The 22,497-nt window shown below is 71.2% G+C and carries 21 protein-coding genes; 11 read left to right on the top strand and 10 right to left on the bottom strand.

All coding sequences use genetic code 11. The features are described from left to right. Positions 1–119: 119 nt before the first annotated feature. The 6 genes from DI005_RS30765 (at position 120) to DI005_RS30740 (ending at position 6,144) form a co-directional block, all read left to right on the top strand. A complete protein-coding gene (locus DI005_RS30765) occupies positions 120–398 on the top strand; it encodes a chorismate mutase (protein WP_110335042.1) in 279 nt (92 codons plus the stop codon). Positions 399–462: 64 nt separating this feature from the next. Further along, positions 463–777 (top strand): hypothetical protein, encoded by a 315-nt coding sequence (locus DI005_RS30760; RefSeq protein WP_112276984.1) that lies wholly within the window; start codon positions 463–465, stop codon positions 775–777. 262 nt (positions 778–1,039) lie between these two features. After that, on the top strand, positions 1,040–2,272 hold the full coding sequence (locus tag DI005_RS30755) for a hypothetical protein (protein WP_112276982.1): 1,233 nt from the start codon (positions 1,040–1,042) through the stop codon (positions 2,270–2,272). A 259-nt stretch (positions 2,273–2,531) separates the two neighbouring features. Then, a complete protein-coding gene (locus DI005_RS30750) occupies positions 2,532–3,362 on the top strand; it encodes a hypothetical protein (protein WP_113644485.1) in 831 nt (276 codons plus the stop codon). Between the two features lie 173 nt (positions 3,363–3,535). Then, positions 3,536–5,128 carry a serine/threonine-protein kinase gene (locus DI005_RS30745; RefSeq protein ID WP_113644484.1) on the top strand — a complete coding sequence of 531 codons (1,593 nt, stop codon included), beginning with the start codon at positions 3,536–3,538 and terminating at the stop codon, positions 5,126–5,128. Between the two features lie 53 nt (positions 5,129–5,181). Next, the gene (locus DI005_RS30740; protein WP_113644483.1) at positions 5,182–6,144 is read left to right on the top strand and encodes a serine/threonine-protein kinase; all 963 of its coding nucleotides are present in this window, start codon (positions 5,182–5,184) and stop codon (positions 6,142–6,144) included. A 32-nt stretch (positions 6,145–6,176) separates the two neighbouring features. On the opposite strand, the gene DI005_RS30735 is transcribed toward DI005_RS30740, so the two are convergent. Beyond that, positions 6,177–7,061: a LysR family transcriptional regulator gene (locus DI005_RS30735; protein ID WP_113644482.1), complete on the bottom strand. Its 885-nt coding sequence runs from the start codon at positions 7,059–7,061 to the stop codon at positions 6,177–6,179. 81 nt (positions 7,062–7,142) lie between these two features. On the opposite strand from DI005_RS30735, the gene DI005_RS30730 reads away from it, so the two are divergent. Continuing rightward, positions 7,143–8,054, top strand: a complete 912-nt coding sequence (locus tag DI005_RS30730; RefSeq protein ID WP_113644481.1) for a DMT family transporter — start codon at positions 7,143–7,145, stop codon at positions 8,052–8,054. Between the two features lies 1 nt (position 8,055). On the opposite strand, the gene DI005_RS30725 is transcribed toward DI005_RS30730, so the two are convergent. Beyond that, positions 8,056–8,730, bottom strand: a complete 675-nt coding sequence (locus tag DI005_RS30725; RefSeq protein WP_112276970.1) for a response regulator transcription factor — start codon at positions 8,728–8,730, stop codon at positions 8,056–8,058. Continuing rightward, complete coding sequence (locus DI005_RS30720; protein WP_113644480.1) at positions 8,727–10,094, bottom strand: ATP-binding protein; 1,368 nt, start codon at positions 10,092–10,094, stop codon at positions 8,727–8,729. Before DI005_RS30720 ends, DI005_RS30725 begins: the two co-directional genes overlap by 4 nt. A 130-nt stretch (positions 10,095–10,224) precedes the next feature. On the opposite strand from DI005_RS30720, the gene DI005_RS30715 reads away from it, so the two are divergent. Beyond that, on the top strand, positions 10,225–11,508 hold the full coding sequence (locus tag DI005_RS30715; RefSeq protein WP_113644479.1) for a PspC domain-containing protein: 1,284 nt from the start codon (positions 10,225–10,227) through the stop codon (positions 11,506–11,508). Continuing rightward, positions 11,501–11,725, top strand: a complete 225-nt coding sequence (locus tag DI005_RS30710; RefSeq protein ID WP_112276964.1) for a hypothetical protein — start codon at positions 11,501–11,503, stop codon at positions 11,723–11,725. The genes DI005_RS30715 and DI005_RS30710 overlap by 8 nt, the downstream gene beginning before the upstream one ends. A gap of 64 nt (positions 11,726–11,789) precedes the next feature. On the opposite strand, the gene DI005_RS30705 is transcribed toward DI005_RS30710, so the two are convergent. Both DI005_RS30705 and guaA read right to left on the bottom strand, forming a co-directional pair. Beyond that, positions 11,790–12,575 (bottom strand): E3 ubiquitin ligase family protein, encoded by a 786-nt coding sequence (locus DI005_RS30705; protein WP_112276962.1) that lies wholly within the window; start codon positions 12,573–12,575, stop codon positions 11,790–11,792. Between the two features lie 30 nt (positions 12,576–12,605). Continuing rightward, on the bottom strand, positions 12,606–14,150 hold the full coding sequence (gene guaA, locus DI005_RS30700) for a glutamine-hydrolyzing GMP synthase (RefSeq protein WP_113644478.1): 1,545 nt from the start codon (positions 14,148–14,150) through the stop codon (positions 12,606–12,608). Between the two features lie 92 nt (positions 14,151–14,242). On the opposite strand from guaA, the gene DI005_RS30695 reads away from it, so the two are divergent. Then, positions 14,243–15,541 carry an aldehyde dehydrogenase family protein gene (locus DI005_RS30695; RefSeq protein WP_113644477.1) on the top strand — a complete coding sequence of 433 codons (1,299 nt, stop codon included), beginning with the start codon at positions 14,243–14,245 and terminating at the stop codon, positions 15,539–15,541. On the opposite strand, the gene DI005_RS30690 is transcribed toward DI005_RS30695, so the two are convergent. The 3 genes from DI005_RS30690 to guaB form a co-directional block, all read right to left on the bottom strand. Further along, positions 15,522–17,255 (bottom strand): FAD-dependent oxidoreductase, encoded by a 1,734-nt coding sequence (locus DI005_RS30690; protein WP_113644476.1) that lies wholly within the window; start codon positions 17,253–17,255, stop codon positions 15,522–15,524. The two genes, DI005_RS30695 and DI005_RS30690, sit on opposite strands and share 20 nt — an antisense overlap. 56 nt (positions 17,256–17,311) lie before the next feature. After that, positions 17,312–18,454, bottom strand: coding sequence for a GuaB3 family IMP dehydrogenase-related protein (locus DI005_RS30685; protein ID WP_113644475.1), 1,143 nt, complete (start codon positions 18,452–18,454; stop codon positions 17,312–17,314). Positions 18,455–18,623: 169 nt separating this feature from the next. Further along, positions 18,624–20,168 carry an IMP dehydrogenase gene (gene guaB, locus DI005_RS30680; protein ID WP_112276952.1) on the bottom strand — a complete coding sequence of 515 codons (1,545 nt, stop codon included), beginning with the start codon at positions 20,166–20,168 and terminating at the stop codon, positions 18,624–18,626. Positions 20,169–20,263: 95 nt separating this feature from the next. On the opposite strand from guaB, the gene DI005_RS30675 reads away from it, so the two are divergent. Next, a complete protein-coding gene (locus tag DI005_RS30675; protein WP_170200586.1) occupies positions 20,264–20,659 on the top strand; it encodes a DUF5319 domain-containing protein in 396 nt (131 codons plus the stop codon). Positions 20,660–20,723: 64 nt separating this feature from the next. Here the strand turns inward: DI005_RS30675 and DI005_RS30670 are convergent, their stop codons facing one another. After that, complete coding sequence (locus tag DI005_RS30670; RefSeq protein ID WP_113644474.1) at positions 20,724–21,662, bottom strand: anti-sigma-D factor RsdA; 939 nt, start codon at positions 21,660–21,662, stop codon at positions 20,724–20,726. Further along, entirely contained in the window at positions 21,663–22,235 is a 573-nt protein-coding gene (locus DI005_RS30665; RefSeq protein WP_110334886.1) for a sigma-70 family RNA polymerase sigma factor, read from the bottom strand. It lies immediately after the preceding gene. Positions 22,236–22,497: the final 262 nt, after the last annotated feature.

Here is a 22,497-nt window from a genome sequence, read left to right as displayed (position 1 = left end):
TCCGGCTCCCGTGATCGCGTAGTGCCACACAGCCATCACAGCAAGCCCCGGAGTCCACGGACCCGGGGCTTTCGTCGGCTCTGGGCCCGATGTGGATCCGGACGCGACCGGAGGTGCAGATGAACGCGCAGACTCACGACGCCGACGAGACCACGGCAGCCGACATCGACGAGCTCCGCAAGGAGATCGACTGGCTCGACGCCGAAATCCTGCGGCTCGTCAAGCGGAGGGCCGAGGTGTCCAAGACCATCGGCGCCGCGAGGATGGCCGCGGGTGGGCCCCGCATCGTCTACAACCGCGAGATGGACGTGCTCGCCCGCTACCGCGAGCTGGGGCCGGAGGGCCGCCAGCTCGCCATGGCGCTGCTGAACCTCGGCCGCGGCAGGCTGGGCCGCTGACCGCCCGCGAATCTCAGGGTGTTCCCCGAGCCGGGGCACCGCCGGGTTCGGGCACACTGGACGCATGGACACGATCGTTCACCTGATCGCTTTCGTGATCGCACTGGCGAGTGTGCTCGCGGCGCTGGGCCACGCCGGCTACCTCGCCATGCTGAACAGCGCGGCGAACAAGCGGGCGGGCGGAGCGCCGATCGCCCAGTACGTGCGGTCCAGGTGGGGGGTCGCCGGTGCCACCTCGGCCGTCTCGCTGATCGCGTTGCTGTTCACGGGTGGTGGTCCCGCGCTCGACATCATCGCGATCATCCTGGCGGTGGGCAGCGGTGCGACGGCGGCCAAGGCGCTGCAGTCGACGCAGGCGAAGTACCGCAGCGGCGGCTGATACCACACGTGTACCTCGCCGGATGGGTGCGCCCAGAGGGGTGATATCCGGCGCTGGATCGCGCCCCGGTACGCCGGTGGGGCCGAAAGGCTCCTAATGTGGGGCGAGTGAGAGTTCTCGCGAGCGGTCTGCGCGCCTCAGGGCGTTTCGCACGTGCAGCGTGCCGTGCAGCTGCTCGTGCGCTGAGCGCTCCGGCTGCTCCGATCGGTCTAACCGGCGTGGAATCTCCGTCAGGCCGGGCTCCTCGGAGGGTCCAGTCGACATGAACGGCAGGGCCGATTCCACGAAGCGCGGCGTCCCGTACTCCGATCAGCCGACCGTACCCGAGGGCAGGCGCAGGCACGCGCCGGGAGCGGGGACCTGGACTCCCTCGGTTCCCGCGAAGCCCCGCCACCACCATCGGCGCGACGGCGCCGGCCGGGTCGCACCCGCCGACCCCGTCGCCGACACGCCGTTCACCGGCTCGCTCCCCGTTCCACCGGCAGGCCCCGCCCCCGAGTTCGCGGCGTCGCACGGCGAACTGCCGATTCCCGTGCAGGCTCCGGTCGAGCAGGAGGAGACGACCGACTCCATCGACGCCGTCGTGCACACGCCTGTCGGCGAGGGCACGACCGTCCGCAGGAAGAAGATCACGCTCACCACGTGCGAGCGGCCCGCGCGCCAGCCCGACGACGAGGCACGCGTGTACGTCGCGCCGCCTCCCGACGGGCTGGGCAAGTTCGACCTCGGCTCGGTGCCCGCGTCGGTCACCCCGCCGAAGAGCTGGCGCAAGGCCGCCTGGTTCGCGAGCATCTCCTCGGGGGGCGTGGTGGTGGCCATGCTCGTGGCCGGCACCGTGCTCGTCGGCCAGCCTCCCGCCGAACGGCAGGCGATCGAGGGCTGGCCCGACCGGCACGGCGGCGTCGCGCCGCTGCTGCCGCACGAGGGCTACGCGGAGGACGACCAGAGCGTCACCGACGATGCCGCGCCAACGTCCAGCGCCGACGACTCCTCATCGTCGTCCGGCTCGGAGGAGGACTCCGGCACCCCGGCAGGGCTGCGGTCGTCGTCCGACGTCGACGAGACAAGCACGCCCGAGCAGGGCTCCGGGCAGCCAACCCAGACCACGAGCGCGGGGCCGAGCACGTCCGAGCTGAGGAAACCGCCGGTCACGCCCGCCCCGATGTCGAAGGCGAAGACGCGCTACATCCCCGCGCCGCCCTACGACGCCGACCAGATGGGCCAGACCTCCCAGGACTTCTTCAACACGGTCACCGAGGACCCGGCCGCCGCGTACGGCATGACCACCGGCGAACTCGCCGCCGAGGGCGAGGAGGGGCTGCGGCAGAAGTACGCGAGCGTCGCCTACTTCCAGGTGAAGCACGTCTACATCGACCAGAACGAGGGGTACACCATCAACACGGTCGAGGTGACCCACGCCGATGGCACCACGACCGAGGAAACGCGCAAACTCGTCTTCGGCGACGACGAGAAGATCGCGGACGACGGTCAGTAGAGGAAACGATTCCCGACCGCTTTCCCGACCCCGAACAGGCGCTTCACCTGCGGATGCACGGTGATTTCGCACATTCTGGTGCACGTGCAGTGCGGTGAACGGTCACATATTGCTCTACGTGGGTGACACGTTTCGCCGTTCGTCGTGCCGCCACGACTGTCCACCGATCGAGTCTGGTGGCGCGGCGCGCGGCAGGGTTACCTGAGACGCGAGGGGTCCGAACTCCGAGTCCACGAGACGAAACCGACGAGGGCCAGCAGTGCACGACCGGCGCCACGCATCCGAGCCGACCATCGCGGTCGAGGACGTCATCAGCGACGAGATCCTCGCCGACGAGCTGGTCGACGACGAATACCTGCGTGAGGTCTTCCGTGAGCCACGCAGGTACCTGCCGCCGCCCGGCACCCGCGCCGAGCGGCCAGAGGACGATCCGCCACCGGAGCCCGAGAAGCCGTTCGCCCGCCGCGCCAAGCTGGCGGCCCTGCTGGTCGCCGTGGCGCTGCTCGTCGCGTCGATCGTCATCGCCGCTTCGATGGCGGGCGAGAGCGAGTCGCAAGGCGAGGACGTGGCCGGGCCGCTCGAGATCACCGGAGCCGCCGCGCTCGGCGGTTTCGCGTTGTCGGGGCGGGACCGCGAGGGCGGGCCCGCCGCGGACGCCCCGGTGGTCGACGACGCCGCCCCGATGTCGGCCGGGAACGAGGCGATCGCCCCGGCCGATGAGGTCAGGACGGTCTCGCAGCGGGACGACACCGGCCCCGGCGGCGCCGCAGGCACGCCGGCGCACGGCAACGGCAAGGTCGGCACCGTGCGGGAGTTCTACGCGCTCGTGAACAGCTCCCCCGACCAGGCGGTCCGGCTGCTCGGCCCCGCGCTGGCGGCCGAGCGCGAAACGCTCGTGCGGGCCTGGCGGTCGATGGAGTCGGTCGAGGTCGAAGAGGTCCACGAACAGCGCGACGGCTCCGTTCGCGCCGTGGTCACCATGGTTCCCCAGCGGGGCGAGGCCGTGCGCGTCACCCAGCGGCTGGACGTCGGCGGCGGACGAGATGGCCGGATCCGCGAGGTAAAGCTCCTTTCGGCGCAACCCAACTGACCTCAACGGCGTCTACCACATAGGAGCACTGGCGCCGTGTCCGAGAGTGCCGCCTTCGTGTGCGCAGAGTAAGCGGCCTAGCCTGTCACGGGTCGGTCTCGGTAATCCGGCACACAGCCGGCCGGGTTGTGCCTACGCTCCACCCCTGCTGACGGAGCCCCGAAGGAGGTCGCGTGAGCGACGAGGGTCGCCTGGTCGCCGGCCGCTACCGCGTCATCAAGCGGATCGGTACCGGTGCCATGGGCGCGGTCTGGCAGGCGCAGGACGAAGTGCTGCACCGCACGGTCGCGATCAAGCAGCTCCTGCTGCAGCCGGGCCTCGAAGACCACGAGGCGGAGGACGCGCGTGCCCGCACGATGCGTGAGGGCCGGATCGCGGCCCGCCTCCACCATCCCAACGCGATCAGCGTGTTCGACGTCGTCACCGACGACAACGGGCAGCCCTGCCTGATCATGGAGTACCTGGCGTCGACCAGCCTCGCCCAGGAGCTCCAGCAGCGGAAAACGCTGCCCCCGATCGAGGTCGCCAAGATCGGCGCCCAGGTCGCCGCCGCGCTCAAGGAGGCGCACGCGGTGGGGATCGTCCACCGCGACATCAAGCCCGGCAACATCCTGCTCGCGGGCAGCGGGCTCGTGAAGATCACGGACTTCGGCATCTCCAGGGCCAAGGACGACGTCACCGTCACGAAGACCGGCATGATCGCCGGGACGCCCGCATACCTCGCGCCCGAGGTTGCCATCGGCGGCGACCCCGGCCCCGAGTCGGACGTCTTCTCGCTCGGCTCCACTCTCTACGCCGCCACCGAGGGGCAGCCGCCGTTCGGGCTCAGCGAGAACACCCTGAGCCTGTTGCACGCGGTCGCCGCCGGCCAGATCAACCCGCCGCGCCAGTCCGGCCCGCTGACCAGCGTGCTCGCGGTGATGCTGCACCCAGACACCCGGCACCGCCCGACCGCCGACGAATGCGAGGAGCTGCTTGCCGCCGTCGCCAGGGGCGAGACGCCGCTCGGCGGGGCCACGGACGACGCGGACGCCACCGCGGTGCACCCCGCCATCGGCGGCGGCACCGCCGAGCTCGGTGCCGCGGGCGCCGGAGCAGCGCTCGGCGCGGCCTCGGCGGACGACGACTACGTGCCCGCCGGTCACTCGGGCACGCTCGGCGAGGACGTCGCCGGGTACTACGACGACCAGCCGGACGACCGGTACGAGCCCGCGAGCGGCTACCCCGACGAGGACTACGACGGCTACGGCCGCGCGCAGGGCGGGCTCGAGGCCACCCGTGCCGTGCCCGCCGGCGGGTACGGCGACGGTTACGACGACGACTACGACCAGGCCCGGCCCTACGACGACGAGCCGCCCGCCGAGGACGAGCCCAAGAAGTCGAACTGGAAGCTGCCCGCGCTGGCCGGCAGCATCGTGGTGCTGGGCCTCGCGGCCTTCGCGTTCTGGATCTTCGGCGGCTCCGGCGGCAGCGACGCCGAGCAGAACCGGGACCAGCGTCCGGTCGCCACCACCTCGCGGGTCTCGCTGACCACCACCACGCCCCCGCCCACGACCACCACGACCGAGGAGTCCACCGAGGTGGTCGAGACGGAGACGTACGGGGAGGAGTCGGAGTACGTGCCGCCGCCGGTCCAGGAGACCGAGCCGTCGTACGAGCCGGAGCCGACCTCGCAGCCCGAGCCCACGAGCGAACCGGTGATCCCGTCCTCGACGCTCGAGCCGGAGCCGACGCCTACCGCGACGGTCACTCCGACCTCGGGATGACGGTACGACCCTGTTGATGCCGGTTTGACCGGCGTTGCGGTACAAGGGGCTGCGTGAACGACACAGAAGGTGCTCTCGTCGGTGATCGGTACCGACTGGACCAACCCATCGGTCGGGGGCGGGCCGGCATCGTCTGGCTCGCCTTCGACACGATGCTGCACCGGACCGTCGCCGCGAAACGTCTCTACATCGAGCCGGACCTGCCTCCCGACCGGGCCGAGGAGGCGCGGAAAGCCGCGCTGCACGAGGGACGGCAGGCGACGCGCATCCTGCACGCCAACGCCATCACCGTGTACGACGCCTTTCGCGACGGTAACGACGTCTGGCTCGTCATGGAGTACGTCCCGTCCCGCAACATGGCCGACTTCCTCGCCGAGCACGGGCAGCTGACCCCCGAGCAGGCAGCCTTCCTCGGCGTGCAGCTCGGATCGGCACTGGCGGTGGCGCACGCGCTGGGCGTGCCACACCGCGTCGTGGAGCCGAGCAACGTGCTGCTGGCCGACGACGGGGGCGTCAAGATCACCGACATCGGCATCGCGGGTGGGCCGCCCGACCCGGCCTACCGCGCGCCCGAGGTCGCGAAGGGCGAGCCCGCCACCGCGGGTGCCGACACCTACTCGCTCGGCGCCACGCTGTTCGCCGCGGTCGAGGGGGTTCCGCCGTTCGGCCCCGAGGGCACGAGCGAACCCGCCGTGCCCAACCGCACCGGGCCGCTCACCGGCGCGCTGCTGAAGATGCTGCGCACCGACCCCGACCTGCGCCCGACGATGGCCGACTCCGTCGCCGCGTTCAAGGCGATCACGCGGGGCCAGGACCAGGGCTTCGTCCCGCCGACCGCGCCCGCCATGCCTACCGTGCCGCTGATGCCGAGGCCGCCGAGGGTTCAGCCGCAGGCCCCGGCACCCCCGCCGCCCAAGCAGCGGAGGCCAGGCCCGCGCGTGCGCCCGTGGCAGTGGTGGATCGTTGCGGTGGTCGTGGTGACGATCATCATCGTCGGGATCATCCTCGCGCTCTAGCCGCGTGCTGGTCCTCTGCCGTGCGACACGACCTAACGCTTCATCGCGTCGATGAGCAGCCGCACTGCCGGGTTGTCGCGCGCGTGTGCGGCGACGGCCGCGTAGATCACCCGCACCGGCGAGGGCCTGCGTACCCTGCGCACCACCACGGCCGGATGTGGTGCGCCCAGCGCGAGCTCAGGAATGAGCGAGACGCCGAGCCCCGCACCCACGAAGCCCTGCGCGGTGGCGTAGTCCTCCGACTCCACCACGAAGTTCGGCGCGAAGCCCGCCGCCCCGCACGCCTGCAGCATGATGTCGCGGCACGGTCCTGGCGGCCACTCGTTGCCGACCCAGGGCTCCTCGGCGAGGTCGGCGAGATCGAGCAGGCGTTTGCGCGCGAGCCGGTGGCCCTTCGGCAGCACCGCCCGGTACGGGTCGTCGAGCAGGTGCACCAGCTCGACACTTTCCGCCGGTGGTTTCGATCGGGGGAACACGACGATCGCGACGTCGGCGTGGCCGGCCTCCACCTCGGGTAGCGGGTCGTCGGGCTCGACGAGCTTGAGGTCCACCTGGATGTCGGGCAGCTCGCGGCGCAGCGCCGTGACGGCCGGCGGCACGAGCGCGGCGCCCGCCGTGGCGAAGTAGCGGATGGCGAGCCGTCCCGTGCGACCGTTCTTCAGGTCGGCCAGCGCGGCCTCGGCCTTCGCGAGCTGCGTGCCGAGCAGCTCGGCGTGTTCGGAGAGCAGCTCGCCCGCCGGCGTGGGCCGCACGCCCCGGCCGTTGCGCTCCAGCAGCGCCGTCCCCGCCTCGCGTTCGAGGGTGGACAGCTGCTGGCTGATCGCCGAGGGCGTGTAGCCGAGGTTGCGGGCGGCCTCGCTGATCGAGCCGCTGGTGATCACCGCGCGCAGTACCTGCATCCGCCGAACGTCCAGCATCCCACCACTTTACAGTTCTGCTTAAAGCGCTTGCAGCACAATTCGCTTGTTCTTATGCCTGAGCAGGACGAATCTGGCGTCGTGGGAGAAACGAAAACCCTGCTCCGCATGGGCGCGCTGGCCCTGATGTGGGGCTCCAGCTTCCTGTGGATCAAGCTCGCGCTCGCCGCGTTCACTCCCGTCCAGCTCGTGCTGGCCCGCCTGCTGCTCGGCGCCGCGGTGCTCGTGCTGCTCTGCTACGTCGCGAAGGACCGGCTGCCCCGGTCGCGGCGCATCTGGGGATACCTCGCGGTGGCGGCACTGTTCCACAACGCGCTGCCGTTCCTGCTGTTCGCCATCGGCGAGCAGACCGTCGACTCGGGTGTCACCGGCGTGCTGAACGCGACCACTCCCCTGTGGGCGCTCGCGGTGGCGCTCGTGTGGCGGGTGGAGCGGCGGCTCTCGGCGGCCAGGACCGCCGGGCTCGGGCTCGGCCTCGCCGGGACCATCCTGATCTTCGCGCCATGGGAGTCGTCCGGGCTGCTCAGCTTGGGTGCGGTGGTGATCCTCGCCGCGGCAGCGAGCTACGGCTTCGTGATGGTCTACGAGGGCAAGTACCTCGCCGACACCGGTGTCTCGCCGGTCGCCCTGGCCGCCGCACAGATGATCACGGCGAGCGGGTTCCTGCTGCTGGCGTTGCCCGCGGGCGGGCTGAGCCCGATCCATCTCGACGGGACGGCGCTGATCGCCATCGCCGTGCTCGGCGTCTTCTCCACCGGCGTCGCGTTCGCGCTGAACTACCGGCTGATCGCGACCGAGGGCGGCGTCGCGACGTCGACCGTCGGGTACCTGCTGCCGGTGGTGTCCGTGCTGCTCGGCACCGTCTTCCTGGATGAGCAGCTCAACGCGCGGGTGATCGTCGGCATGGTCGTGGTGCTGGTCGGCGTCGCGCTGACGCGCGTGCGCAGGCGGGTCGCCGTGGTGAAGCCCCCGCTGGTGGAGACGCCCCGGTGATTCAGACGAGCCTGCGGTCGGAGGCCCAGCGGGACAGCTCGTACCGGTTCGACAGCTGGGTCTTGCGCAGCACGCTCGACACGTGGGTCTCGACCGTCTTCACCGAGATGAACAGCTCCGACGCGATCTCCTTGTACGCGTAGCCCCGCGCGAGCAGGCGCAGCACGTCCCGCTCGCGCGGGGTGAGCAGGTCCAGCTCCGGGTCGCTGATGGGCTCGGAGCCGGGGCGGTCGGCGAACGCGTCCAGCACGAAGCCGGCGAGCCTCGGCGAGAACACGGCGTCGCCGTCGGCGACCCGGACGACCGCGCGCACCAGTTCCTTCGACGAGATCGTCTTGGTGACGTAGCCGCGGGCGCCTGCGCGGATGACCGCGATGACGTCCTCGGCGGCGTCCGACACCGACAGCGCAAGGAACACCACGTCGGGCAGCTCTGTGCGCAGCCTGCGCAGCACCTCGGCACCACCGCCGTCCGGCATGTGCACGTCGAGCAGCACCACCTGCGGGCGCACGCGCGTGATCCCGGCGACCGCCTCGGCCACCGAACCGGCCTCGCCGACGACGCGCACCTCGTCGGTGATCGACTCCAGCTCGGCGCGCACCCCGGCGCGGAACAGTGCGTGGTCGTCGACCAGGAAAACCGTCACCGGCTGCCTGGTCTGCTGGTCGTCTGTCACGTTGCCCCCTGCGACGTCTTGGCGGTGATCTTGCGCGGCATCTCCAGCTGCACCTCGGTGCCCTCACCGGGAGCGGTGCGCAGCCGAACGGTGCCGCCGTTGCGCTCCATCCTGCCCCTGATGGAGTCCGCGAGGCCATGCCGGTCGGCCGGAACGGTGTCCGGGTCGAAGCCCTTGCCCCGGTCGCGGACGAACACCGTGACCGAACCCGCCTCCACCTCGGCGTAGACGCTGACCTCCTCGACACCGGCGTGCTTGGCTGCGTTGACGATCGACTCGCGGGCCGCCTGCACGAGTGCGGCCAGGCGCTCGTCGAGCTCGGTGTCGCCGACGACGACCTGCTGCACCGAGATCGCGAAGGCGTCCTCCACCTCCCCGCACGCCGAGGCCACGGCTTGTGACAGCGTCCCCAGCGACTCCGCGGCGGGCTGCTCCTTCGGCTTGCCGTAGCCGTTCGGGCCGTAGAGCCAGCCGCGCAGCTCGCGCTCCTGACCGCGCGCCAGCCGGGCGACCTCCCTCGGCGAATCGGCCTGCTTCTGGATCAGGGCCAGGGTCTGCAGCACCGAGTCGTGCAGGTGGGCGGCGATCTCCGCGCGCTCCTCGGTGCGGATGCGGGCCCGGCGCTCCTCGCCGAGGTCGCGGACCATGCGCAGCCAGAAGGGCACCGTCAGCACGGCGACGCCGATCAGCGTGGCGATCACCGCGATCAGCGCGAACTGCATCTCCGCGAGGCTGCTGTCGCGCAGGATGAGCACGCCGATGGCGGTCATCACGAGCGCGACACCGGCGAAGATGCGGATGGCCGCCGACCAGCCCCCGCCGCCGAGCACGGCACCGGCGACCCCGGAGCGGGCGCCGGTGCGCCAGCGGCGGCGCTGCGACTCGTCGGCCTCCCGCCACACCACGGCGGCGCCGACGAGCGCCACGGCGATCGGCAGACCGACCCAGCCCGCGAACACGCCGGTGATCGCGCCGCCCGCGACGGTGAGCCCGACACCGAGCGCGAGCAGCCCGAACGCCTGCTGCCGTTCCCTGGTGGACTCGGCCTTGGCCGGTTCGTCGCGCGACTGCTGCGGCGCGAAGACCCAGAGCAGGCCGTAGGCGACCAGCCCGAGTCCACCGAACCCCGCCAGCACCGCGAACGTCGCGCGCACCCAGAGGACCTTGACCCCGAGGTGGTCGGCGAGCCCGCCCGCGACGCCGGCCAGCACGCGGCCTCCGCGGCGGCGGTACATCTTTGGCGGGCCGCTGGGCTCCGCAACGGCCCGCGACGGGGTGGCGGCGGTGACCTCGGCGCGCTCGCCTACGGGCGGCGCCGCGGTGACCGCGCGCTCCTCGGTGGGCTGTTCCTGCACGTCATCCATGTTCACAGAGATCGGAGGCGGTTTCATCAGGGAAACCCCTGACCTGATCCCCCACCCTGATCCCGGCGGCGGCAAAGTCAGGGGTCTTCCCCGATGCGGCGAGCGGTGCACTGGCCGCATTCTCGATGTCATGAGTGGCGCGACGAACGCCTCGAAGCACATCGAGGGCTTCGAGGACACGGTGAAGGACTTCTGGGAAAGCAGGCCGAGACGGCCGCACCAGGGCCGCAAGCTGGCCGGTGTGGCCGCGGGGATCGGCTACCGCTACGGCGTGGACCCCGTGGTGATCAGGGTGGCGCTGGTCGCCATGACCATCTTCGGCGGCGTCGGCATCAGCGTGTACCTGCTCGGCTGGCTGCTCCTGCCCGGTGAGGACGACGAGGTCTCGGCCTTCGAGCACCTCATCGGCAGGGGCCAGAGCTCCGTGTCGAAGGCGTTCGCGGTGGTGCTGTGCCTCGTGCTCCTCCCGTCCTTCGGGTGGACGTTCGCGGGCAACTGGTTCGACGGCGGCGGCTTCATCGGGGCGGCGCTGCTGGTCACCGCGCTGTACCTGCTGCACCGCAGCAGGGGCCACCTGAACCGGCCTGCCCCTGTCGCGCGGATGACCGCCGCCACCGGCTACGACATCCATGGCGGGCAGACCACGCCGCACGGCTACGCGGCCGCGGCGGCAGGCACGGCACAGCCGGGCACGGCCGAGGCGGGCTCGTGGGACGCGCTGGGCGCGGCGCCGCTCGGCTGGGACCTGCCCGCGCCGCCGTCCGTGCCGGAGCCACCCGCACCCGCTCCGCCGGAACCCCGGCGCCCGAGGTCGAAGGTCGGGCTCGCCACGTTCGGCGTCGCACTCGCGGTTGGCAGTGTCGGTGCCGCCATCGCGGCCAACGACGGGGGCTGGTTCACAGCCGCGCACGTGCTGGGGCTCGTCCTCGGTGTGCTGGGCACCGGACTCGTCGTGGGATCGTTCCTCGGCGGCGGCCGCGGCCTCGTCTGGCTCGCCGCGCCGCTCGCGGCGGCCGCCCTGTTCCTCACGACGGTGCCGTTCGACAACTTCCGCGGCGGCATGGGCAACCTCGAGGACCGGCCGACGACGGCCGCCGAGGTGGAGCCGGTCTACGAACGCACGGCCGGGCAGATCGAGCTGGACCTGCGGCAGCTCGCCGAGTCGGAGGAACCGGTGCGGACGACCGTTCGCGTGGGCACCGGTGACGTCACCGTGCTCGTGCCGCGAACCGCTGACGTCAGCTACACCTGCGACGTGGGAATGGGCAATTACGACTGCTTCGGCCGCAACCGCTCCGGCATCGGCACCGAACCACTGCGGGGATTCGACCCCGGTCCCGACGGCCCCGGTGGCCAGCGCATCACTCTGAACGTCGAGGCGGGAGCAGGAAACCTGGAGGTGTCCCGTGGCTGAGCAGGAAAACCAGAGCGTGGAGCAGCGTAGGCCGGGGGTCGACCTGTTCACCCTCCTCGCCGGGATCGCGACCCTGCTGGTGTCGGCCTATGTGCTGTCCGACGGGCACAACTGGTTCCCCACCGTGGACCTGCGGTGGGTGCTGGCAGGCGGTGCCGTGCTGGTGGGGACGCTGATGCTGATCGCGTCGATGCGTGGCGGCCGCAAGCGCGGCTGACGGGCACACGGAAACGGGCCGGGTGGCAGCAGCCGCCCGGCCCGTTTCCGTGTCCGGTGTCAGCTCAGGTGAGGACGTCGGCGACGATCAGCACGATCCCGATGAGCGTGGCGGCGATGACGCCGATCGCGAGGAACTTGTGCCGCTTCACGCGGTCCTCGCGCAGCTCCTGCTCGGTGCGGGTCGAAACGAGGAAGTGGCCGCCGTTCTCGGGCTTGCCGATCACGAGCGGGCCGATCTTGTCGTGCACCTCGCCCAGGATGTAGAGCCTCCTGCCGGGGCGGATGACCCATTCCCGGTACTGGTAGCCGATGGTGGTGCTGTTGTTACCCAGCACGAACTGCGGCAGCTTGAAGCCGAACAGCTCCACCGAGCCGCCGCCACCCCGATACGGCTCGAAGCGGTTGACGGTCTGCTCGACGCCGTCGGGCTTGGTCCCGTTGGGGTCGACACCGATGGTGCGCCGCTGCTCGTCGATGAGCGCGTAGCCCTCCCACGACGTGTGGTTGGCGACCTGCTCGGTGCGCTTCGTGCGGTGCCGCTTGCCGTCGCGGTACTCCACGGTCTCGTACTGCCGCTCGATCTGGTAGCGGTACCAGACGCACTCGGTCTTGGACAGCTCCGAGGTGAGCAGCCCCTCCGGGCGCGGGTGGGCGGCGCCGACGACCTCGGCCACCTTGCGGAACGAGCCCTTGGCGCCGAGCTCGTCGGAGATGCCGCGAAGCCGCTCCAGCTCGGGGATCGACAGCGTCTCGGTGCCGATCATCGCGTGCAGCTCGCTCTTCGTGTGCCGCATGTAGAAGAAGCCCGCGACGGCGGCCACGACGAGCAGCGCCCCTGCGATCCACATCAGCCGGTTACCCCCAGTTCAGCAGCGACGTCACTCCCACTCGATGGTGCCCGGCGGCTTGCTCGTGACGTCGAGCACCACCCGGTTCACCTCCGGCACCTCGTTCGTGATCCGTGTCGAGATGCGTTCGAGCACGTCATAGGGTAGCCGCGTCCAGTCGGCCGTCATGGCGTCCTCGCTGGAAACGGGCCGCAGCACCACGGGATGCCCGTAGGTGCGCCCGTCGCCCTGCACGCCGACACTGCGGACGTCGGCGAGCAGCACCACGGGGCACTGCCAGATGTCGCTGTCCAGCCCGGCCGCGGTGAGCTCCTCGCGGGCGATCGCGTCGGCCGCCCGCAGCGTCTCGAGCCGCTCGGCCGTGACCTCTCCGATGATCCGGATGCCGAGGCCGGGGCCGGGGAACGGCTGGCGGTGCACGATCGTCTCCGGCAGGCCAAGCTCGAGGCCGACACGGCGGACCTCGTCCTTGAACAGCAGCCGCAGCGGCTCGACGAGCTGGAACTGCAGGTCGTCGGGCAGCCCGCCGACGTTGTGGTGGCTCTTGATGTTCGAGGCGCCCGTGCCGCCGCCGGACTCGACGACGTCCGGGTAGAGCGTGCCCTGCACGAGGAACTCGGCGTCGCCCGAAGCCTTCAGGTCGCGGGCGGACTGCTCGAAGACGCGGATGAACTCGCGGCCGATGATCTTTCGTTTCTGCTCGGGGTCGGTGACACCGGCGAGCGCGGAGAGGAACCGCTCCCTCGCGTCGACGGTGACGAGCTTGACGCCCGTCGCGGCCACGAAGTCGCGCTCCACCTGCGCGCGCTCCCCGGCGCGCAGCAGGCCGTGGTCGACGAAGACGCACGTGAGCCGCTCGCCGATCGCCTGCTGCACGAGCGCGGCGGCGACGGCGGAGTCAACGCCACCGGAGAGCGCGCAGATCGCGTGCCCTTCGCCGATCTGCGCTTTGATCCTGGCCACCTGGTCGTCCACAATGGACGCGGTGGTCCACTGCGGACGGATGCCGGCGATCTCGTGCAGGAAGCGGCGGAGCACCTCCTGGCCGTGCGGCGAGTGGGCGACCTCGGGGTGGTACTGCACGCCCGCGAAGCGGCGGCCGACGTCCTCGAAACCGGCCACCGGGGCGCCCTCGCTGGACGCGGTGACCGAGAAGCCTTCGGGCGCCTTCGTGACACAGTCGCCGTGGCTCATCCACACCGGGTGCCGCGCGGGCAGTTCCTCGTGCAGCGCACCGCCGGTGACACCGAGCTCGGTGCGGCCGAACTCCCGGGTACCGGTGTGCTCGACGTCGCCGCCGAGCGCCTGCGCCATGGCCTGGAAGCCGTAGCAGATGCCGAACACGGGCACGCCCGCGTCGAACAGCGCCGGGTCGACCCTTGGCGCGCCCTCGACGTAGACGCTGGAGGGACCGCCGGAGAGGATGATCGCCGACGGCTTGCGTTCCAGCAGCTCGTCGACGGTGGAGGTGTGCGGCACGACCTCCGAGTACACCTGTGCCTCGCGGACCCGCCTCGCGATGAGCTGCGCGTACTGGGCTCCGTAGTCCACGACGAGCACTGGACCTTCTGCCACTGCCGGACCTCCTGGCATTCACGAACGTGCGCTTCCATCGTCGCAGGTGAGCTGCCCGGCGCTGAGCCCAGGTGGCGGTTACGGTCTGCACTATGGACGCCATCACACCGCAGCCGCGAGCCGCCTGGATCGCCGGGCGCGCCGAGCACGGTGCCAGCACGTTCGCCGTCACGCACCCGTGCGACGACACCGAGGTCGCCACCGTGGCGCTGCCGGACGACGACCAGGTCGAACGCGCCGTCGCCTCCGCGGCCGACGCCGCCCCCATCCTGCGCCGCGCTCCCGCACACGCCCGCGCGACGGCGCTGGAGGACGTCGCCAGGGGCCTCGCCACGCGAGCCGACGAGCTCGCGGAACTGATCACCGCGGAGAGCGGGAAACCGTTGCGCTGGGCCGAAGTGGAGGTCGCCCACGCCGTCGCGGCGCTGCGCTCGGCGGCCAGGGAGGCGACCCGCGCCGACGGAGAGCTGCACCGGCTCGACTCCGATGTCGCGGGCGAGCAGCGAATGGAGCTGGTGCGGAAGAGGCCGAGGGGACCCGTGCTCGGCGCGGTGCCCGTCCACTGCCCGCTCGGCGTCGCGGCACACACGGTGGCCGCCGCTCTGGCCGTCGGCGCGCCCGTGGTGCTCGCCCCCGACGTACGCGCTCCGCTCGCGGCGCTCGCGCTCGGCGAGGTGCTCGCCGAGACGGACCTGCCGGAGGGCGCGTACTCGGTGCTGCCCATCGAGGCCATGAAGGTCACGGCCCGGCTGGCCACCGACTCGCGTTTCGCCGCGACCTACGCGGGCGCCACGGGCACCACCACGGCGGTGGTGCTCGCCGACTGGCCCGACCTCGACGGGGCCGCGCAACGCATCGCGGCCTCGGCGACGCAGGAGGCCGGGCAGGGCGCGCACGCGGTCCGCACGGTGGCGGTGGACGCGGCCGTCGCCGACGACTTCGTCGCCGCCCTCACCGACACGGTGCGCGCTCAGCCGACCGGCGACCCGTTCGACCCTGCGGTGTCCGTGGGCCCGATGGCGACGGCGGAGGCCGCCGCGAGGCTCGCGGAGTGGCTCGAAGAGACCACGTCGAACGGGGCCAAGCTGCTCACGGGGTCCGCGACGGAACCCACGCTGCTGCAGGGGCCCGTCGCGGCCGAGCCGGTGCCCGGTCCGGTGCTCGTCGTGTCGGTCGCCGACTCGGTGGATGCCGCGTTCGGACTCGCCGCCGGCTCCCGCACGGGCGTGTTCACCCGCGACGTGACGCTGGCGCTGCGCGCCTCGGCGGAGCTGGCCGCCGACGCCGTGGTGGTCGGCGACGTGCCCACCTACCGCCCGGACTCGGTGCGCGCCACGATGCGGGAGTTCGGTGTCGAGCGCGTCACCGTGCTCACCGGCGTCCCGCTGTGAGCGCGCCCGGCGCGTGGGCCGGCACCGCCGGGTTCTTCGGGGCGACCGGCTCCACGCGGCGGTAGGGCTCGCCCTGCGCGGGTCGAGGGTCGGCCTCGCCCTTGTTCGGCCACAGCGAGAAGGCTCGCTCGGCCTGCGCGGTGATCGTCAGCGACGGGTTCACGCCGAGGTTAGCCGTGATCGCGGCGCCGTCCACGACGTGCAGGTTCGGGTAGTTGAAGACGCGCTGGTAAGGGTCGATCACGCCTTCGTCGGCGCTCGTGCCGATCGGCGCGCCGCCGATGAAGTGCGCCGTCAGCGGGATGTCGAAGATCTCGCCCCACGTGCCGCCCGCCATGCCGCCGATGTGCTCGGCGGTGCGCAGGTTCGCCTCGTGCCCTGCCTTGATGAACGTCGGGTTCGGCTCGCCGTGCCCCTGGCGGGAGGTGTAGCGCCTGCGCCCGAACAGGCCCCGCTTGGTGTAGGTGGTGATGGAGTTGTCGAGACTCTGCATCACCAGCAGGATCACCGTCCGCTCGCTCCACCGGTAGCCGTTGAGCAGCTTGGCGGTCTGCACGGGGTGGCGGACGACGAACCGCAACGCCTGCCGCCAGCGCGGCACCTCGGAGCTGCCGTCGGTGGCGATGGTCTGCAACAGGCTCATCGCGTTGCTGCCCTTGCCGTACCGGACCGGCTCGATGTGAGTGGACTCGTCGGGGTGGATCGACGACGTGATGGCCACCCCCCGGCTGTAGTCGTTCTCGGGATCCACGGTGGTCCGGGCGGCGCCGACGATCGCCTCGGAGTTGGTCCTGGTGAGCTCGCCCAGCCGCGGTGAGAGGCGGGGCAACGTGCCGGTGTCGCGCATGTCGTGCAGCAGCCGCTGGGTGCCCCACGTGCCCGCGGCCAGCACGACGTGGCCTGCGGTCAGGGTGTGGGTGAACCGGCGCGAGGTGGTGCCGGTCTTGCGGACGTCGACCTCGAAGGTGCCTCCCCCGCTCCCGCGCGGGCGCACGGCGGTGACGGTGGTGAGTGGCACCACCTTCGCCCCACCCTGTTCCGCGAGGTACAGGTAGTTCTTGACCAGCGTGTTCTTGGCGCCCACGCGGCAGCCGGTCATGCACGACCCGCATTCGGTGCAGCCCGTGCGCTCGGGTCCGGCGCCGCCGAAGTACGGGTCGGCGACGCGCTCGCCGGGCTTGCCGAAGTAAACGCCGACCGGGGTCGGGTGGTAGCTGTCGGCCACGCCCAGGTCGGCGGCGACCTTGCGCATGACCTCGTCGGACGGCGTCACCGAGGCGTTGGTGACCACGCCGAGCATGCGGCTCGCCTGGTCGTAGTGCGGTTCGAGCTCGGCCCGCCAGTCGGTGATGTGTGCCCACTGGCGGTCGCGGTAGAAGGGCTCCAGCGGGCGGTACAGCGTGTTGGCGTAGACGAGCGACCCGCCGCCGACCCCGGCGCCCGCGAGCACCATGACGTCCTTGAGCAGGTGGATGCGCTGGATGCCGAAGCAACCGAGCGCGGGCGCCCACAGGTACCGGCGCAGGTCCCACGACGTCTTGGCGAACTCGTCGTCGGCGAAGCGGCGACCGGCCTCGATCACCGCGACCCGGTAGCCCTTCTCGGTCAGCCGCAGGGCCGCGACGCTGCCGCCGAAACCGGAGCCGACCACGATGACGTCGTAGTCGAGATCGGTGGACCTGCCATCGTCAGTGATGGTGTTACGCGCAGTCACACGTAAAACTGTAACTCCGGGCCGCTTTTCTGACCAGGGGTAAGTTACCGTCGAGTTCAGTTACGAACGGTGAGCCCGACGCGCTGGAACTCCTTGAGATCGGAGTATCCGGTCTTGGCCAGCGCGCGGCGCAGCGCGCCGAACAGGTTCACCACGCCCTCGGCGTCGGACGACGGCCCGTGCAGCAGCGTCTTCAGGTCCACCTCGCGGCCGGGCAGCGCTGCCACGCGCGAGCGCGGCAGCGAGGGGTGCGCGGCGGCGGCCGTCCAGTACAGGCCCTTGCCCGGCGCCTCGTGTGCGGAGGCCAGCGGCGCACCGAGCATCACGGCATCGGCACCGCACGCGATCGCCTTGGCGATGTCGCCGCTGCAGCTGATGCCGCCGTCGGCGAGGACGTGCACGTAGCGGCCACCGGTCTCGTCGAGGTAGTCCCTGCGCGCGGCGGCGGCGTCGATGATCGCGGTGGCCATCGGCACACCGATGCCGAGCACGCGGTCGGTGCTCGTGATGCCCGGTGTGTAGCCGTGCCCGACGATCACGCCGGCCGCGCCGGTGCGCATGAGGTGCATCGCGGTGCGGTAGTCGCTCACACCGCCCGCGATCACCGGAACGTCGAGGTCGGCGATGAAGTCCTTGAGATTGAGCGGGTCGTCCTCGGACGTGTCCTTCGCGACGTGCTCGGCGGACACGATCGTGCCCTGGACGACGAGGATCTCGACGCCTGCCGACAGCAGGTGCGGGGTGAGCTCGGCCGCGTGCTGCGGGCTCACGCGCGCCGCGACGGTGACGCCCGAGTCGCGCACCGTCCGGATGGCCTCGGTGAGCAGATCGGTGCGGATGGACGCCGAGTGCAGCTCCTGCAGCAGCCGCACGACCTCGCCGATCTCGGCGCCGTCCTTCGCGGCGGTGACCAGGCGGGCGAGCACGCTCTCCGCGTCGGCGTGCCGCGCCCACAGGCCCTCGGCGTTGAGCACGCCCAGGCCCCCGAGCTTGCCGATGGACACCGCCGTGTCCGGCGACACGACCGCGTCGGTCGGGTGCGTCACGAGCGGCAGGTCGAACCGGTAGGCGTCGATCTGCCAGCCAGTGGACACCACCTTCGACGAGCGCGTCCGCCGCGACGGCACGATGTCGATGTCGTCGAGGTCATACGACCGCCGCGCGGTGCGCCCCATGCCGATCTCGACCAGATCCCGCACGTCAAGTCCCTTCTACCCGCGAAAATGCAGCGGGTTCATTGTGGACGCTGTGGTCCACGGCGCTGTGCGCGCCCCCAGGTCCCGCTCCAGCGGCGCCGGAGCCGCTCGCGTGGGCCGTCAGCCGGTTCCGCCACCCGCACGGCCACACAAGCCACGCCGGACACACTCTTCAGCGCGTCGTGTAGTTGGGCGACTCGACGGTCATCGTCACGTCGTGGGGGTGACTCTCCTTGAGACCCGCCGCGGTGATGCGCACGAGCTGCGCGCGCTGCAGCTCGGGGATCGAGTTGGCGCCCGCGTAGCCCATCCCGGAGCGGAGACCGCCCACGAGCTGGTGCACGACGTTCGCCAGCGGGCCGCGGAACGGGATCCGCCCCTCGATGCCCTCCGGAACGAGCTTGTCCTCGGACAGCACGTCGTCCTGCGCGTAGCGGTCCTTCGAGTACGAGCGCTGCTCGCCCCGCGTGCGCATTGCGCCGAGCGAGCCCATGCCGCGGTAGGTCTTGTACTGCTTGCCGTTGACCAGGATCACCTCGCCCGGCGCCTCGGCGGTGCCCGCGAGCAGGCTGCCGAGCATCACCGCGGACGCGCCGGCCGCGATGGCCTTGGCGATGTCACCGGAGTACTGAATGCCGCCGTCGCCGATCACGGGAACGCCCGCGGGACGGCACGCCTTGTCGGCCTCGTAGATCGCCGAGATCTGCGGCACACCCACACCGGCCACCACCCGCGTGGTGCAGATCGAGCCAGGGCCGACGCCCACCTTCACGCCGTCCGCGCCCGCCTCGACGAGCGCCTGCGCGCCCGCGCGCGTGGCGACGTTGCCGCCGACGACGTCGACGGTGTCGCCGAGCTCCTTCTTGAGCGTCGACACCGTGTCGAGCACCGCCCGCGAGTGGCCGTGCGCGGTGTCGACCATCAGCACGTCCACGCCCGCGTCGGCCAGTGCCATCGCGCGCTGGTGCCCGTCCACACCGACACCCACGGCGGCGCCGACGAGCAGCCTGCCGTCGGGGTCCTTGGTGGCGTTGGGGTACTGCTCGGTCTTGACGAAGTCCTTGACGGTGATCAGTCCGCGCAGCTTGCCCGCGCCGTCGACGATCGGCAGCTTCTCGATCTTGTGCCTGCGCAGCAGGCCGAGCGCCGCGTCGGCCGTGACCCCGACCTGAGCGGTCACCAGCGGGGCCTTGGTCATGACCTCGCTCACGGGTCGGCTGTGGTCCACCTCGAACCGCATGTCGCGGTTTGTGATGATGCCGACGAGCGTGCCGGAAGCGTCGGTGACCGGGACCCCGGAGATGCGGAACCGCGCGCACAGGGCGTCGACCTCGGCGAGCGTGTCGTCCGGCGAGCACGTCACCGGGTCGGTGACCATGCCGGCCTCGGACCGCTTGACGATCTCCACCGCCTGCGCCTGCTCCTCGATCGGCAGGTTGCGCTGGAGCACGCCCATGCCTCCCTGGCGCGCCATCGCGATGGCCATCCTCGCCTCGGTGACCGTGTCCATCGCCGCCGACAGCAGCGGCACGCGCAGCGTGACGTTGCGGGTCAGGCGCGTGCTGGTGTCCACGGCGCTGGGCACGACGTCCGATTCGGCAGGCAGCAGCAGGACGTCGTCGAAAGTCAGCCCGAGCATCGCGAACTTGTCGGGGACGGCGCCATTCGTGGCCTCCGCGGAGGGGATGAGGTCAGCGGAGGTGAACTCGCTCGTCATGAGGGCGGGAAACCTTCCTCGGCGGGTAAGCCAACAGGGGTATACGGACCTGTTAACGATGGTATCTGGACGTACCCCGGGGCCAGCCCGGTACCGTGCAGGCCGTGCCGCACGACGTGTTGCCCCCAGACCCGTTCGCCGACGACCCGAACGACCCGGCGAAGGAGATCGCCGCCCTGGACGAGCCGGCAGGTGAGCCGATCAGTCCGGACGAGCGCTCCGAACTGCTCGCCGACCTCTCGGATCTCGCCGTCTACCAGGCACTTCTCGAGCCTCGCGGGGTCAGGGGCATCGTGGTGGACTGCGGCGAGTGCGACCAGCCTCACTACCACGACTGGCACCTGCTGAGGGCGAGCCTCGAGCAGCTGCTCTCCGACGGGCACATGCGCCCGCACGAGCCGGCCTACGACCCGAACCCGGCCGACTATGTGAGCTGGGACTACTGCCGGGGCTTCGCCGACGGGATCACGGCCACCGAGAGCGCGTACTGAACGACCCGGAAAGGGGCGTGTGACCGCATCGGTCACACGCCCCTTCTGCTCGAGTGCTCGAGTGTCAGCCCGCGGTTCCGCCGGAGACGACGGCGGGCTCCTGGCCGAACGGCCGGTCGGTGCTGCCCGACTCGCCCCCGCTGGTGTCACCCGTCGACGTGCTCGGCGGTGGCGGTTCGGTGGACGACGTCGGAGGGTTCGTGGTCGGAGACGTGGTGGTGTCCGGAGCCTCCGACGGGTCCGTGGTGGGCCCCGGCAGCGGCAGCTCGTTGGTCGGTTTCGTGCCCGTCGACGTGGACGAGCTGCTGTCCGGCGTGCCGGTGGCGGACGGCGTGGTGCTGGGGGTGTGGCCCGGCTGCGGCTTGTTGAGCTGGGCCAGCAGTTCCATGTGGCGGGCCTTGAGCTGGGCGAGCTCGTCCTCGGCGGTCACCTGGCTCAGTGCCAGCTCCGCCTGCTGGAGTGCGCGGCGCGCGTCGTCGTAGCGCTGCTGCGCCAGCGCGAGATGGGCCTCTTCGAGCTCGGTCCGCACGGAGGCGGCGGCCTCGACCGAGCGGGCGTGGTCCGCGTACAGGACCTTGGAAAGGCCCCACAGCGTGTCGCCGGGCTGTGCGTCCCTGGCGGCGAGAGCGGTGCCGGTGAACCCGATGGCGAGCACGGCGGCGGCAGCGGCGACAGGGACGAGAAGTCTGCGTCTCCGGCCCCGGCCGGCGTGGCGCTTGGCGATGGCCGCGGTCTTGATCGTGGTGACCGCGGTCGGGATGTCGACCAGTTCAGCGAGCGGCTCGCTGTCGATGTCCCTGCGCCACGCGAGCAGCAGGGCGTTCAGCTCCTGGTCGCCGAGCCCGTCGGCGACCTGCGGGTCGGGGCCGCCGAGCGCGTCGAGCAGCGCGTCGTCGGCCTGGATGGCCGACAGCTCGAGCGTGGTCGAGGACTCGTCCGGCTCTGCCTGCGAGTAGGGAAACACCTCGCCGTTCTCCTGGTTACCGCCGTCGCGTTCCGTCACTCAGACCACCTCCTCAGCGGCCAGCACCTTGCGCAGCCGCGCGAGGGCGCGATGCTGGGCGACCCTCACGGCACCGGGGGTGGACCCCACGGCCTCGGCGGTCTCCTCGGCGGACAGCCCTACGACCACCCGCAACACCACGATCTCGCGTTGTTTGTCCGGCAGGACCTGTAGCAGCTCGGACATCCTCGCGTTCAGCTCGCCCTGCAGGGCGTGCTGCTCGGGACCAACATCGCCCTCCACTTCGTCGGGCACCTCGGCGACCGGCTCGGCACGGTTGCGTGCCGCCGCGCGATGCGCGTCGGCCACCTTGTGCTGAGCAATGCCGTAGACGAAGGCCAGGAAAGGGCGGCCTTGATCACGATACGAAGGCAACGCCGTGAGCACCGCGAGACACACCTCCTGGGCTACGTCGTCAGCCGAAGCGAACGAACGCTCTTGCCTGCCAACTCGGGCGCGGCAGTACCGCACCACAAGGGGACGGATCGCGGCGAGTAGCCGCTCAACCGCCTGTGGGTCACCCTCGACAGCGGCGGCGACTGACTCGTCCAGTCCATCCCCCACATTGGCCATCGCAGACAACAGTCCCGGTGTTACGTGTAGGCGTGCAAGAAGAACGGCGTGCGGCTCTGACATCCCTCACGCCGGTGATACCTACCGTACCTTCCGACACCCCCGGTTTTCGCTCACGGTCGTCGAAACCGCGTCACGCAGGCTGCAACCTGCGGAAACGTCAGCGTACCGTAATTTTGCAACTTTCAACGACCGACACGCTCAGGCGATACGGCGAACATCACAGTACAACGCGGCGCGCCACGTGGGTACATGCCACGTG

The organism is Prauserella sp. PE36 (assembly GCF_003311655.1).
Lineage (GTDB): Bacteria > Actinomycetota > Actinomycetes > Mycobacteriales > Pseudonocardiaceae > Prauserella_A > Prauserella_A endophytica.
The sequence above is the reverse complement of the archived record's forward strand: the minus strand, read 5'-3'. Positions and strand labels throughout refer to the sequence as shown.